Raw genomic sequence first — 13,985 nt, forward strand, 5'->3', positions numbered from 1 at the left:
AAGACCGAAGCGATTGAAATACGGTCGAGACGATGGCGCGCGAAGAGACGCACTCCAAAAACAACGCCTGACCGCATTTGCGGTTCGTCGGCCGGGATATGGAGGACGCAATGGCATGGCGCGACGACAAGGCCCGGGCAACTCTGATCCGCGAGGCAGCCGGAAGCGTGCAGCCGGGCAAGGCCCCCCGAAGCTTTGCCGAGCTTCTGTTCGCCTTCACCAATGTCGAGGATCTCGCTAGTCACGATGCCTCCTCGCTTGCCTTTCTGGCGGAGCAAGCCTGGGAGCATGTGCAGCGGCGCACGGCGGGGCGTGCCGATATCCGCGTCGTCAATCCGCTAATGCCGGACGGGCGCGAGATCTCCGTGCTCGAAATCCTCAACGACAACATGCCCTTCCTGTTCGATTCCACCATGGCTGAAATCGCCGAGCAGGGCATCGAAGTCACCCTCGTCGCTCACCCCATCATCGCGGCGGAGCGTGATGACCAGGGCAAGCTCCTGCGCTTCTACGGCGAGGCACTGCCGGAAGGGGCAAAGGGCGCGCGAGAGAGCCTGATTCACCTCCACATCACCCGCCTCGACGCGGACGCAGACCGCGAGAGGCTGATTGACGGCCTCACCAGGACGTTGAGCGACGTGCGCGCCTGCGTCGCGGACTGGCGCGCCATGCGCGACCGCGTCGAGGACGCGGTCAAGACGTTCTCGTCCAATCCGCCGCCGCTGCCGATCGACGAGGTCGCCGAGGCCAACCAGTTCCTGCAATGGCTGTGCGCGGACAATTTCACCTTTCTCGGCGTGCGCGAATATCGCTTCTCGCCCGGCCGCGATGCGTCGGACGACATCACGACCGCTGAGGGCCTCGGCATCCTCCGCGATCCCGATGCGAAGGTCCTGCGCCGCGGCAACGAAATGGTGGTGATGACGCCGGAAATTCGCGAGTTCATGCGCGAGCCGACCCTGCTGATCGTCATCAAGGCCAATGTGAGCAGCCGCGTTCATCGCCGCATCCGGATGGATTATGTCGGCATCAAGCTCTATGCGCCCGACGGCCGGCTCGAGGGTGAATTGCGAGTCGTCGGCCTGTTCACCTCGGGCGCCTACACGCGCTCGGCACGACAGATCCCCCATGTTCGCCACAAGGTATCGCGGGTGCTGCAGCGCGCCGGCTTCGACCCGAACAGCCATTCCGGCAAGGCTCTCCAGCATATTCTCGAGGAATATCCGCGCGACGAACTCTTCCAGGTAGACGTCGATACCCTTTTCGATTTCGTCATGGAGATCCTGATCCTCTATGAGAGGCCCCGCGTCCGGGCGCTGGCGCGGGTCGACAAGTTCGATCGCTTCGTTTCCATCCTCGTCTTCATTCCGCGCGACAAATACGACACCGACGTGCGAACGCGCGTCGGCGCCTTCCTGTCGCAGAGCTACAAGGGGACACTGTCGGCCTCCTACGTGTCCTTCCCCGAAGGAGCATTGGCGCGCGTCCACTACATCATCGGACGCTATGAAGGTAAGACCCCCGCCGTCGAGCGCGCCACGCTGGAAGCCGGGATCAGCGCCATTGCCGCGACCTGGGCCGACAAGCTGAAGGCCGCGCTGGCTGCGTCGACCGACGGTATGCGGGCGCGCATGCTCGCAAATCGCTACGCTCAGGCCTTCGGCGGCGGCTATACCGAGGCTTCCACGGCAGAACAGGCGATCGCCGATATCGCCACCATCGAGAAGCTCACGCCAGCCCGCCCGGTGACAATTTCGGTTCACCGCTTCGAGCAGGACGATCCCAGGCGCTTCGGCCTGAAGGTGTTTTCGGACGCCGCGCCGCTATCGCTGTCCTATCGCGTGCCGGTGATCGAAAATCACGGCCTGCGCGTGGTCAACGAACGCACCTATCAGATCGTGCCCGGCAACAGGCCCGAGCCGGTCTGGCTGCACGACATGACGATCGAGACCAGCGACGGCCAGCCGATCGAGATCAGCCGGGACTTCAGCCATCGCCTGGAGGCCTCGATCATGGCGGTGGTCACCGATCGCGCCGAATCCGACGGGTACAATGCCTTGATCCTGCGCACGGCCCTGGGCTGGCGGGAAATCTCGACCATCCGGGCGCTGTCGCGCTATTTGCACCAGATCCGCGCTCCGTTCACCCAGGACTATATGTGGGAGACCTTGCGCAAGAACGCCGCGATCACGGCCAACCTCGTCGCGCTGTTCCAGGCCCGCCGCGATCCGCGCCTCGTCCTGACCGATCGCGAGCGTTTGGCGCGCGAGATAACTCTCCTTGCCGAGATCGAGGAGCAGCTCAAATCCGTCTCCTCGCTCGATGAAGACCGCATCCTGCGCCGTTTCACCAATCTGGTGCAGTCGACCATCCGCACCAATTTGTGGCAGGTCGGCCCGGACGGACATCCGCGCCCGGTGATCTCCTTCAAGTTCGACGCGCGCAAGATCGAGGATCTGCCCCCTCCCCGACCGCTCTACGAGATTTTCGTCTATTCACCGCGTGTCGAAGGCATTCACCTGCGCTTCGGTAAGGTTGCGCGCGGTGGCTTGCGCTGGTCCGATCGGCCGCAGGATTTCCGCACCGAGATCCTCGGCCTCGTGAAAGCGCAGCAAGTCAAGAACGCCGTGATCGTGCCGGTCGGCGCCAAGGGCGGCTTCGTGCCCAAGCGCCTGCCGGCGCCCTCCGATCGCGAGGCGTGGCTCGCGGAGGGCACCGAGGCCTATCGCATCTTCGTGCGCTCGCTGCTCGAACTCACCGACAATCTCGACGGCGACATCGTGATCCCGCCGGGCTTGACCGTGCGGCACGACGGCGACGACCCGTACCTCGTCGTTGCCGCCGACAAGGGCACCGCCACCTTCTCCGACGTCGCCAATGCGATTTCGGCCGAGAAGCACCATTGGCTCGGCGATGCCTTTGCCTCCGGCGGCAGCCAAGGCTACGACCACAAGAAGATGGGGATCACGGCGCGCGGCGCCTGGGAGGCGGTCAAGCGCCACTTCCGCGAGCTCGGCACCGACATTCAAACCATGCCTTTCACCGTGGTCGGCGTCGGCGACATGTCCGGCGACGTCTTCGGCAACGGCATGCTGCTCTCGCCGGCGACGAAGCTCGTCGCGGCATTCGATCACCGCGACATCTTCATCGATCCCTCGCCTGATCCCTCGATCAGCTTCGCCGAACGCAAGCGCCTGTTCGACCTGCCGCGATCGAGCTGGCAGGACTACAACAAATCGCTGATCTCGCCGGGCGGCGGCGTGTTCTCGCGCTCGCTCAAGGCTATACCGCTAGCACCGGAAGTGCGCACCCTGCTCGATCTCGACAAGGAGCAGGCAACGCCGTTCGAGGTGATGACGGCGATCCTGAAGGCGCGCGCGGACTTGCTGTGGTTCGGCGGCATCGGCACCTACATCCGGGCGTCGGCGGAGAGCGACGATCAGGCCGGCGACCGCGCCAATGATCCGATCCGCATCACCGGGACCGAGGTTCGCGCCAGGGTGATCGGCGAAGGCGCCAATCTCGGCGTCACCCAGCGCGGCCGCATCGAAGCGGCGCAGGCGGGCGTCAAGCTCAACACCGACGCGATCGACAATTCGGCCGGCGTGAATACCTCCGACGTCGAGGTCAACATCAAGATTGCATTGGCGCGCCCCGAGCGCGAGGGACGCCTCAGCCCGGCTGACCGCAACACCCTGCTCGCGGCGATGACCGACGAAGTCGGCACGCTGGTGCTGCGCAACAACTACCTGCAGACGCTGGCGCTCTCGCTTGCCGAACGCAAGGGCGTGGCCGAGACCGGCTTCCTCACCCGCCTGATGCAGTCGCTCGAGCAGCGCGGCCTGCTCAGCCGTGCCGTGGAATTCCTGCCCGACGACGCCGCCATCACCGAGCGCACGAGGCGCGGCCAGGCCCTGACACGGCCGGAGCTTGCCGTATTGCTCGCCTACGCCAAGCTGACACTCTACGAAGACCTGCTCCTCACCGGCGTGCCGGATGATCCTTATCTCGCCCGCAGACTGTCCCTGTATTTTCCGCGCGAGGTTCTCGACAAATTCCCGACCGCAGTCGAGCACCATCGCCTCCGACGCGAGATCATCGCGACCAGTCTCGTCAATGCCGTGATCAACCGCGGGGGCCCGGCCTGCATCGTGCGCCTGACCGACGAGACCGACGCCGACATCTCGACCATCGTCATGGCGCAGGTGGCGGTGGACGCGATCTACGAGCTCAGGCGACTCAATGACGCGATCGACGCGCTCGACACACGTATCGACGGACAGTTGCAGCTCAGCCTCTACGCGACGATCCAGGATCTCCTGCTCTCCCGCATGGTCTGGTATGTGCGCAATGTCGATTTCAAGGATGGGCTGAGCGCGATCAACGCCCGGTTTGGCCCTGCCGTCCGCGAGATCGCAGCCTCTCTCGACGACGCCCTGCCGCCGGACCTGCAAGCCGCGCGCGGCAAGCGCCGGCAGGAGCTGACCGATGCCGGCGTCCCGACCGGCCTCGCCGGCGAATTGGCGGACCTCGACGCCCTGGTCTCTGCGCCTGATATCGTGACGGTCGCCGAGCGCACCAGCCGCAGCATCCGCGATGCCACTGCGACGTTCTTTGCCGCCGACGCCAATTTCCGTCTCGACCGCATCATCGCCGCCGCGCGCAGCGTGCCGGCCAGCGATCATTTCGAACGCCTGGCCATCGACCGCGCCGTCGAACTGATCGCGGCAGCCGAAAGACGCCTGACCGCGGATATGCTGGCAACCGGCCAATCCGGTCAGCAGGCTGTGGAGACCTGGCTTGCTGCTCACCCCGAAGCCACGCGCCTGCGCCGCGCGGTCGAGGAGATTGCCGCTGGCGGCCTGACGCTCGCCAAGCTCATGGTGGCCGCGAACTTGCTGGGGGACCTTGTCAAGGGCTGACGGGCGCGCGGCAGCGCTGGCGAGTCTGCAATGTCAGGGGCAGGGTTGTTAGCCGGTGAACGGAGGGACCCGATGATCCACGCGACTTGCCATACCGCCGATAACATCCGCTGCCTCGAGTTCGATGCCACACCCTGGTTCAGCGAGGCGAACGCTCCGAGCATTGTCGATCTGGCTCAACGAGGCTGGGCCAGCACGGCGATTGCGGACTCGCTCGAGGGCCGACGAGGATATGAAGGCCTGCACGACCTCGTTGAGTATGCGGCGAAGCGCCTGCAACCCGACACAATCGAGGATCCAGCCTGGGAAACCTTCGCGTGTCTCGTCGATGGACCGGAGGCAATAGCCTGGCTCGAGAAAAACCGGCCAGACGTTGCGGCAAGAATTCCGATCCGAAGCCGCGGTCAGCCCTGAGCAATTCCGCGTTTGCAGAGACGCCGGAAGGCTGGTGGAGACAGCCTAGCTGGCAACGAATGGCCCAAGAATGGCGCGCCCGGAACGATTCGAACGTCCGCCCCTCGGATTCGCAGTCTAACGCTCTATCCAGCCGAGCCACGGGCGCGTGCACCGGCGCTGTCACGCGGCGCCGTTACAGTTTTCCATAGACTCGCCCGGCGACCGCCTTCAGGCGCTCGACCGAGCCGGACTCAGGATGCGGCTTGACCGGCGCGAACAGGATCGAAGCCTGCCTGCCGTTCTTCCAGACATAGATGTTGACGGCGTTGCCGTTGCCCTTGGTGCAGGAATGCTCGCCGAACGCTTCGCTGCCGAGCTCGGGTATCGCCACGTGTTGGCACGGGCCCGTGCGCTTCATCATGCTGACGACGGTGTCGCGCGAGATCGCGATCACCGCGACGGTCATGGTGTTGGCCTCGCGATCGAACATCATGCAGCTGCCCGCGCCGGTCCGCTGAACCGTCAGCGTGCTCTTGTCGAGAAAGCCGTCGGCATCCGCGGCCGTGAGCCACTCGCAATTGCCGAAGCGCTCGCTGCTCTTGCTCACATTGCCGATGGCAACGCGCGCGGCTTCGGTGATCGGTCCGAGCAGCGCATCGTCGGCACGCCGGCCGATCGGATAGACGCTGATCTGCAGGATGTAATCACCGGACAAGGCGACGACCGAGGCTTCCTGGCGCTGCGCGCCGGCGGCGCTCGTTCCGCCCTGGCCTTCGTCGCCGATCCCGGACACTGCGTTCAGCGGCATGCGCTCGCCGAGCGTCTTGACGAAGGTCGCGTACAATTCCCTGGCGCGGTCCTTGTCGGGATTGCGGAACACGGTCAACATCATCGTGTCGCCGCGCCCGCCCTGGTAGATGCAGCCGCGGCCGTCCTGATTTGAAATCAGTGACCATTTGAGCGCCGGCATCGCACTGGCGAGTTCCTGGGCGCTGATGAACGGGCAGGTTTCGGCCGCGCGCACGGGAAGGACCGGGACGGCTGCGATTGCAAGGAACAGGACGAGGCAGGAGAACAGACGATCGATAGTACGCATTGGACAACTTACCACCGCAAATGGCGCGCCATTCAGAACAAAACCGCGAACTCATATATAGTTGAAATTGTTATATAAATTCAAGCTACTGGGGAGGATCGACTCACTGAAGGCTTACCTACGCCCCCCCAACGGTTTCCGCCGAGTTTATGACGGGCGTGGTTTAGAGCTAACCTGGGTTAGAAACCAGACTTCGAGGCTGACATATGCCCCAAGGGCGGCTCCTTGGCCGACCGCATTGACTGGGATAATGATCGTTGCCCGCCGCCTTAGCTTCTTCGGCGACCACGCCCATCTTGCCAAATCCCCAATGCTTCGCAGCCCTTCTGGCGCCACTGCGCAAGCGGAGTGGGTCGTCTACGCAACGCGGCCGTTCGGCTGGCCCGAGGCCATGCCCGCCTATCTGTCGCTCTACACCCACCGCGTTGCCATCGCCAACAGCCGCCTGATCGCCTTCGACCAGCAGGGTGTCACCAAGGGGGAGCAAAACTGCCCACCAGAAATCCCACGGAAACCTCGTGATGCTCGCGCCTTCTCGAATGTCCAAAGGACGGCCGACCGGGGACGAATTGTCGCGAAACGAGCGATCTCGCCAGACTTGATAACTTGCTTATGATATCGCGGAGGTAGCTTGTTCGCAGCTGTCCGCTTTTCCGGGAGAAGCGAAAAGCGGACGCTCTAGCTCTGCCGGTTCACCGTAGGTAAGCTTTATGCAATGAACAATGTCACCGCTCGAACGAACGCCGACGCCTTGACCGAGAGAAGCCTCGCTCAAACAAAGACTCACGAAAGCCCGCCACGCACGGATGTCGGGACGATAACGCTCCATTGGGCGACCGCGCTCGCGTTCGTCGTAAGCCTCGTTACCGGCATACGCATCGCAGCGGACGCGTTGAGCGCCCCCTTCTCGAAATGGCTCACTCCGGTCCTGCCGCAGGGCGAGATCTTTTCCTGGCATTTCCTCGCGGGACTCGCCGTCTTCTTCTGCGGGTCGGCCTACGTCGCCTACCTCGCGCGCAGCGGCCTCGTCGAGCGCAACAGCCCCAAGAAGACGCGGATCCTCGCGATGCGCGCTCCGGCTCGCCTCAAGTGGGGAGCCGTCAACGTCATCCTGCACTGGTTCGTCTATGCGCTCGTGATCTTCCTCACGGCGACGGGCGTCATGATGTATCTCGGCTATGGCGGCTGGTGGGCTTATCTCCACTCGACCGCCGCCTATGTTGCGCTCGTCTATATCTTCGCGCATGTCGCCGCGCATTATCTCTATGGCGGCTGGCTGCAGATTTTCCGCGTGTTTCGGCCGGCGCCGCTCGCGATCACGAAGGCCCTGCGGCCGAGGCCTCTTCTCGTCGCCGCTGCAATCGGGGTGGCAGTCGCGTGCGGCGTCGCCGGGCTCGACTGGGCGACGCGCGATACGCTCGTCGTCGCGCGGGTGAGCGACGCGCCCAAGCTGGACGGCGCCATGGGCGATCCCGCCTGGTCGCGCGCGCGCCCCGTCTTCATCCGCACGCAGCAGGGTGCCAATCTCGGCGGATCGGGCGAATCGCTCGTGGAGGCGCGCGCCCTGCACGACGGGCAGAAGATCTATTTCGCCTTCCGCTGGGAAGATCCCACGCGCTCCCTGCGCCGCATTCCGATCATCAAGAAAGAGGATGGCTGGCACGTCCTCGACGAGCGTGCGGGCCTGCAAGACGCCGTCGACTTCTACGAGGATAAACTGTCGGTCATTTTCTCGGATAATCCATCGCTCGGCGGCGCAGGCGCGACGGATCTCGGCGCCAACCCGCTGCCCGGCAAACCGATGCCGATCAACGGCCGGGGCTTCCACTTCACGACGGATGGCAGCTACATAGACATGTGGCAGTGGAAGGCGTCGCGCGGGGGCATGCTCGGGCGTGTCGACAGCCAATATATCGGCCCGCCCTACGCCCCGACCTTGGACGAGCAGAATTACGATGCCCGCTACCAGGGCGGCTATTGGAACAAGCCTGGCCGCGCTTTTTATTCGTATAACTTCAAGTTCATCCACAGGAACGACAAAGGGCCCGTCACGGTTCTGCGGCTTCCCAAGGACTGGAAGGCGCAGGTCGCAGCCCTCAGCAAATTCGATCTTGATCCCAACAGCAGCGACGACGAGAACGGCCGCTGGTACATGTTCGACTGGGAGAGCGAACCCTTCACTCCACAGGCCGACGCGAGGATTCCCATTGGCACGATCCTGCCCGGCGTGATTATTGCCGGCGACTACGAAGGAGAGCGGGCCAATGTCACCGGTGTTGCAAAATGGAGCAATGGACATTGGACGCTCGAGCTGACGCGCAACATGAAAAGCGATGGCAGATATGACAAAGCCTTCGTGCCAGCCCGCGATCTCTACATGTGGGTCGCTGTCTTTGACCATGCACAGACGCGGCATGCGACCCATAACCGCCCGGTGCGTGTCGTCACGCAGAACTAGGCGTCTCATGGGGGGCGACGTGCTCGACCGGAGGCCACTGCGGCGCGGCTGCGCTGAAGCATGGCTTCGCCTTCATCCGCGCATCGCATTCTGGCGCGGCGAGCAGCGGCCTGCTCGCAGAAATTCGCTGCGCCCAGAGGCCTCGCGATGAAGAGGCATTGTCGGCTCGTCCTCAACGGCAAGCTCGTCGAAGCCCGCGCCGGCGAAAGCCTGATCGACGCCGCGCTCGGCGGCTCGATCCTCATTCCACACGACTGCAGATCGGGACAATGTCAGAGCTGTCGGGTGACGGTCGTTTCGGGCTCGGTCGATGACGGCGGCTCGGGCCATGGCCGCACTGTGCTCGCCTGCCAGGCCGCGGTCGCAGGCGATGCGGAGATCGAATTCGAAGAATTGCCGCTACCGATGAAGCGGGCGTGCGCCGTTACCGAGATCAACGAGCTCTCGCCAGAGATCGCCGAAGTCGTGCTGACGACCTCAGCGCCGCTCGAGTTTCGGCCGGGCCAATATGTGCGCGTCAAGTTTTCCGGCTATCCTGCGCGCGAGTTCAGCCCGACCTTCAGGCTCGATGGCTCCTTCAAGCAAAGCGAACTCGTCTTCCACATCCGGCGCCTGCCTGACGGCACCGTGTCGGGGCAGGTCGGCAAGGCCATCAGGCCCGGCCATGCGGCGCATGTGCAAGGCCCCTTCGGACAAGCCTATCTACGACAGGGCCAGGGGCCGCTAGTGCTGGTCGCCGGCGGAGCAGGCTGGGCCCCGATCTGGGCGCTGGCCCGCTCGGCGCGCTCGACCCAGCGCAACCGCGAGATCGCGGTCGTCGCCGGCAGCCGGGATGTCGATAACCTCTATATGCTTCCGTCGTTGCAGTGGCTGATCGACGACGGTGTCCGCGACGTCATTGCGACGACGGAGGTCGGATCTACCCTGCCGATCAGGCCCGGGCGCCCATCGCACTACCTGCCCCTGCTCGGGCTGGAGGATACGGTCTACGTCGCCGGCCCCGTTGGTCTCGTCGATATCGTGAAGAACAAGGCACGCTCGGCCAATGCGCAGTGCTACGCCGATCCTTTCCTGCCGAGCTCTCAAACCCCATCGCTGATGGACAAGATCACCCGTCTATGGCGAAGCCGGGAGCAGCCACATCGCCCCGGTCTGTGAGCCGATGCCGAGCTCAGCTGCGCCGGCGGCCGCCGAGCCCCGACGGCTCACGGCTTGACGGGCAGACTACCGAGGCTGGTGATGACGTCGGCCGCCTTCTGCGCATCGGCAAAGCGTAGAAAGGCCAAGGCGTCCGGATCCTGCAACGTTTTTAGATAGATTAGCGCCAGCACCACGCTCGAGGGATAATCCGCGTCGGTCGGGTAGTGGCCGTCCACGCGAAGCACTGTGAGCCCCTGTTCCAACGGCCGCGAGAAGGGACCGAAGCCGATCGCGCCTTGAACATCGCGAACCGTCTCGATCGCTTCCTGTGTGGTCGTTGCCGTCTTCGATTTCTCGGTGATCTCGAGATCATGCCAGCCGGGCATGCTGGCCCGTAGCACGGTGAGAGTGCTGTCCTGGTCCTCGCGCCGCACGACGCGGATGCGCATATCGGCGCCGCCCAGCTCCTTCCAATTCGCGAGGCGGCCCGAATAGATCGCAACGAGCTGATCGCTCGTGACGGCACTCACTCCACAGCCGGGATGGACGATGAAAGCCGAGGGCAGGCGGGCGATCGCCTTGTAGACGATGCCGGAAGCCGCTTCGGCGTCGGTCAGGCGGCGCGCGACGCGCCCTAAGATTGCCTTGCCGGACCCCACGGCCGCGATGCCTCCGCCAGAACCGATGCTCGGCGGGACCTCGACCTGTGCCGCCCCTTCCTGCTGCATGAAGCTCGCGGCGATGGCGCGCAGGACATCGATGCCGTCTCCGGTCCCGACGATGTCGAGCCTGCGTGTTTCGGCGCCAGCGGCATTCACCCCCGCAAGGCAAAGGCCCAAAATTGCCGCCGCTATCCTCGAAAATGCCATGGCAAACCCCTTCGAACGACGAGGTGTGCAATCTGGCAAAGAAACCTAAACCATCTGTTGTCGCAATACCGTGCCTTTTGGAATCATCAGCGTGGCGGACAGAAAGTAAAAAGCACAAAATCCGATGGTTTCGAATAACCATTTGCTAATTAACCGGCCACAAATAGACGATCAAATTGACGATTTTGAGTATTCCACTCGCCTAAGGTTGGCGCCTGGAAGGGGCCTCAATGAGCGACATTGACCGGCCCCGTAAGCTCAGGGTGCTGGCGGTGGTGGCGACTGACGCGGACTTGGCAGAGGCATCGAGGGCGCCGCCCCGCTGGCGTCGTTGGGCCGTTCCGTCCGGGATTCCGGGTTTCCCCTCGTCTATTGCCATGCGCCTTGTTGCCGTCGTGCTCGCGACCGGCGTCCTCGGGCTCGGCCTCATCGGTGGCTTGACGGCGCTACGCCTGCAGCAGCAACTGAGGCATCAGGCTGCGGCACTGGGTGAACTCTCAGAAGACCAGCTCGCTCATCGCCTCGACGGCGAGGCGCAGTTGGCGCGAGCGCGAATCGAGGTCCTAGGCGCAGAAACCGCATCTCGCCTGCGTCAGATCGCTCAGCGCGCCGATGTCGCCAAGGCGGTCGCCTCGAACAACGATGTGACTATCCGCGAGCTGCTCAGCATCGTTGCTTCGACCTCCGGCTTCGAAAGGCTGATCGCCTTCGACGAAACCGGTCGCGTGATCGGCGCCAACACGCCCCTCGACCTCCTCGCGCTGAACTGGGCGTTCGAGGATACCGCTCTCTCTGTCAATCTCAACCCGATCCTCAAGGACAATAGCCGCTCGCACCCGCAGGGTGAGGAAGGCACCTATGAGCTCAAATTGCGTGAATTGTCAGCGCTCGACCTGCCGGAGCGCCACACCATAGCGCACACCGCGATCGAGCCCGTGTTCGACGACTTCGGCGACCTCATCGGCGCGCTTGCCGCCATCCGACCGCTCGGCCGCACGGAACGAACTCTCGAGAACTTCACTTCGCTAGCCAATGCCGGCGTGGTCATTATCACGGGTGACAATGAGATCGTATCTTCCGCGGGGCCTGAAGGGGTGAGATTCAGCGGCGCCAGGTCGCGTTTGGCCGGGCTGCAGCGCTCGGATGACGGCAACTACGTCGCGCGCTGTGTCGATTACGAGGCGACGCTCAAGGTGTGTACGTTCGCGAGCGCATCGCTGGTGACGACGACCCGCGATCAGATGTTCCAGATCGGCGCATCCCATACGCGTTCGCTGATGTGGCAGTTCCTGGCATCCGCGGCGCTGGCGCTCGGTGCCTTGGTCGTCGCGCTATTGGCCGCCGTGAGGCACCTCACGAAAGGACTTTCAGCGCTCGCCAAGACCGCCCAGGAAATCGCGGGGGGCAATCTTGACGTTCAATTCCGCGCAACGGGCATCGGTGAGGTCCGCGGCCTCGGCCTCGCATTCGAGCGAATGCTAACGCATTTGCGGGCCAGCACTCAAAGAATTCGTCAGCTCGCTTTCTACGACACGGTGAGCCGCCTTCCCAATCGGGAGAAGATGCGCGTCGATGCGCCGGCGCTGATCGACGCGGAAGAGGGCGCAGCGCTGTTCTTCCTCGACCTGGATGGCTTCAAATCCATCAACGACACTTTCGGGCACAAGGCTGGCGACGAGCTGCTCAGGATGGTGGCCGAGCGCTTGAGCAATTTGCTGACGTCCAAGGGCGCTGCCGGCAAATGTCTGCTCGCCCGGGTCGGGGGCGACGAGTTCGTCGCCATCATCGCTGGGGTGAAGACGGTCGAGGCCGCGAGCCTCAGTGCCCGCGAGATGATCGAGACGCTGCAGGTTTCCTTCAAGCTCCAGAGCAACCATGCGACCATCGGCGCCAGCATCGGCATTGCGATCTGTCCCACCCACGGCACAACCTATGACGATCTCCTGATCGGCGCCGACCTTGCGATGTACGTCGCGAAGAGCTCGGGACGCAATACCTACGCGTTCTTCACTCCGGATCTCGCAGAGGTCGCGCGTGCCCGCCATGCGCTCGAAACCGACCTCGCCCTGGCGATCCGCAATGAAGAGCTCGTCGTCCATTACCAGCCCAAGGTGTCCTGCATGGATGGCCGCATCCTGGGGGTGGAGGCGCTGGCGCGCTGGCATCACCCGAAGGAGGGCGACATTCCTCCTCAGCGCTTCATCAAGATCGCGGAAGAGATCGGCCTCATCATGGAGCTCGACCGCTTCGTGCTCAGGCGCGCGCTCGCCGAAATCGGGGGCTTGATCCGGGCCGGCTCGAACCTCGTGCTCGCCGTAAATGTCGCGGCGACGGAAATCGAAGACCCGCTGTTCATCAGGGATATCATCACGACCGTTCGCAAGGCCGACTTCCCGCCGCCAAACCTCGAGATCGAGGTCACAGAGTCGGTCGCGATGCGCAATCCTGATGTCGTGCGCGAGAGAATAAGCCTGCTCAGGCAATTGGGCATACGCTTCGCAATGGACGATTTCGGAGCCGGCTATTCGAATCTTTCGACGATGGCGAGGCTCCCCTTCGACGCCGTGAAGCTCGATCGCACGCTCGTGGCGGGTGTCGCGGGAGACCGCGAAAAGCAGACGATCCTTCGCCTGGCGCTCGGACTTGCGGACGAATTGGGGTTCGAAACGGTCGTAGAAGGCGTTGAAACGGCCGAAGACCTTCGGTTCGCGGCCGAAAACGGCGCCACCATGGCGCAAGGTTATATTTTTTCTCCGCCGCTACCGCTCGAAGAGTTCGCCGTCCTGCTCCAACCGACCCTTTTGGCTTCGGCGGTCGAAGTGGTGCCCAGGCGAGACGGAGCGGAGCGGAAGACTATGATCCGCTGAGGCGACGGCGACGACACCGGCCGAGTCGATGACATCAACCCTAGATGCCATCGGGGATCAAATAGGCACCGATCCATACCGGAGCTCTGCAACAATTCGCGGTTTTGTACTGAGGTTTGTACTGAATGGTGGGAAAATGGCGCGCCACGGCCGATGAAGATGGGCACTACTGCTTCGCCGTGGCGCTATGATGCCGCACCAATCGGCAAATCTGCGACGTCCTGCGATATTGCACTT

Annotated in this window: 7 protein-coding genes, 1 tRNA gene and 1 pseudogene; 6 read left to right on the forward strand and 3 right to left on the reverse strand. The window is 63.6% G+C overall.

Annotation, left to right across the window (positions count from 1 at the left end):
- Positions 1 to 98 precede the first annotated feature (98 nt).
- Both XI09_RS21440 and XI09_RS21445 read left to right on the forward strand, forming a co-directional pair.
- Positions 99 to 4,922, forward strand: a complete 4,824-nt coding sequence (locus tag XI09_RS21440) for an NAD-glutamate dehydrogenase (RefSeq protein ID WP_271568612.1) — start codon at positions 99 to 101, stop codon at positions 4,920 to 4,922.
- Positions 4,923 to 4,994: 72 nt separating this feature from the next.
- The gene (locus XI09_RS21445) at positions 4,995 to 5,336 is read left to right on the forward strand and encodes a hypothetical protein (RefSeq protein WP_271568613.1); all 342 of its coding nucleotides are present in this window, start codon (positions 4,995 to 4,997) and stop codon (positions 5,334 to 5,336) included.
- Between the two features lie 71 nt (positions 5,337 to 5,407).
- Here the strand turns inward: XI09_RS21445 and XI09_RS21450 are convergent.
- Together XI09_RS21450 and XI09_RS21455 are read right to left on the reverse strand one after the other, a co-directional pair.
- Positions 5,408 to 5,484, reverse strand: a tRNA-Arg gene (locus XI09_RS21450).
- A 27-nt stretch (positions 5,485 to 5,511) separates the two neighbouring features.
- On the reverse strand, positions 5,512 to 6,414 hold the full coding sequence (locus XI09_RS21455) for a hypothetical protein (protein ID WP_271568614.1): 903 nt from the start codon (positions 6,412 to 6,414) through the stop codon (positions 5,512 to 5,514).
- Between the two features lie 296 nt (positions 6,415 to 6,710).
- Here XI09_RS21455 and XI09_RS21460 point away from each other — a divergent pair.
- From XI09_RS21460 to XI09_RS21470, 3 genes and pseudogenes are all read left to right on the forward strand, one after another.
- Positions 6,711 to 6,889 (forward strand): annotated as a pseudogene (locus XI09_RS21460) (transposase); the annotation flags it as partial.
- 240 nt (positions 6,890 to 7,129) lie between these two features.
- The gene (locus XI09_RS21465) at positions 7,130 to 8,872 is read left to right on the forward strand and encodes an ethylbenzene dehydrogenase-related protein (protein WP_271568615.1); all 1,743 of its coding nucleotides are present in this window, start codon (positions 7,130 to 7,132) and stop codon (positions 8,870 to 8,872) included.
- 147 nt (positions 8,873 to 9,019) lie between these two features.
- On the forward strand, positions 9,020 to 10,030 hold the full coding sequence (locus XI09_RS21470) for a 2Fe-2S iron-sulfur cluster-binding protein (RefSeq protein ID WP_271568616.1): 1,011 nt from the start codon (positions 9,020 to 9,022) through the stop codon (positions 10,028 to 10,030).
- Positions 10,031 to 10,077: 47 nt separating this feature from the next.
- On the opposite strand, the gene XI09_RS21475 is transcribed toward XI09_RS21470, so the two are convergent.
- Positions 10,078 to 10,881: a PstS family phosphate ABC transporter substrate-binding protein gene (locus tag XI09_RS21475; RefSeq protein WP_442869611.1), complete on the reverse strand. Its 804-nt coding sequence runs from the start codon at positions 10,879 to 10,881 to the stop codon at positions 10,078 to 10,080.
- A gap of 230 nt (positions 10,882 to 11,111) precedes the next feature.
- Here XI09_RS21475 and XI09_RS21480 point away from each other — a divergent pair, with 230 nt between their 5' ends.
- Positions 11,112 to 13,748, forward strand: coding sequence for a bifunctional diguanylate cyclase/phosphodiesterase (locus tag XI09_RS21480; protein WP_271568618.1), 2,637 nt, complete (start codon positions 11,112 to 11,114; stop codon positions 13,746 to 13,748).
- The last annotated feature ends 237 nt before the right edge of the window (positions 13,749 to 13,985 follow it).

Origin of the sequence: Bradyrhizobium sp. CCBAU 11386 (assembly GCF_028128955.1) — a bacterium.
Classification (GTDB): Bacteria; Pseudomonadota; Alphaproteobacteria; order Rhizobiales; family Xanthobacteraceae; genus Bradyrhizobium.

Bases quoted from the DNA above. Each gene is read 5' to 3' on its own strand.
- XI09_RS21480 (WP_271568618.1), top strand. From the start codon at position 11,112: ATGAGCGACATTGACCGGCCCCGTAAGCTCAGGGTGCTGGCGGTGGTG.
- XI09_RS21475 (WP_442869611.1), bottom strand. From the start codon at position 10,881: ATGGCATTTTCGAGGATAGCGGCGGCAATTTTGGGCCTTTGCCTTGCG.
- XI09_RS21445 (WP_271568613.1), top strand. From the start codon at position 4,995: ATGATCCACGCGACTTGCCATACCGCCGATAACATCCGCTGCCTCGAG.
- XI09_RS21455 (WP_271568614.1), bottom strand. From the start codon at position 6,414: ATGCGTACTATCGATCGTCTGTTCTCCTGCCTCGTCCTGTTCCTTGCA.
- XI09_RS21465 (WP_271568615.1), top strand. From the start codon at position 7,130: ATGAACAATGTCACCGCTCGAACGAACGCCGACGCCTTGACCGAGAGA.
- XI09_RS21440 (WP_271568612.1), top strand. From the start codon at position 99: ATGGAGGACGCAATGGCATGGCGCGACGACAAGGCCCGGGCAACTCTG.
- XI09_RS21470 (WP_271568616.1), top strand. From the start codon at position 9,020: ATGAAGAGGCATTGTCGGCTCGTCCTCAACGGCAAGCTCGTCGAAGCC.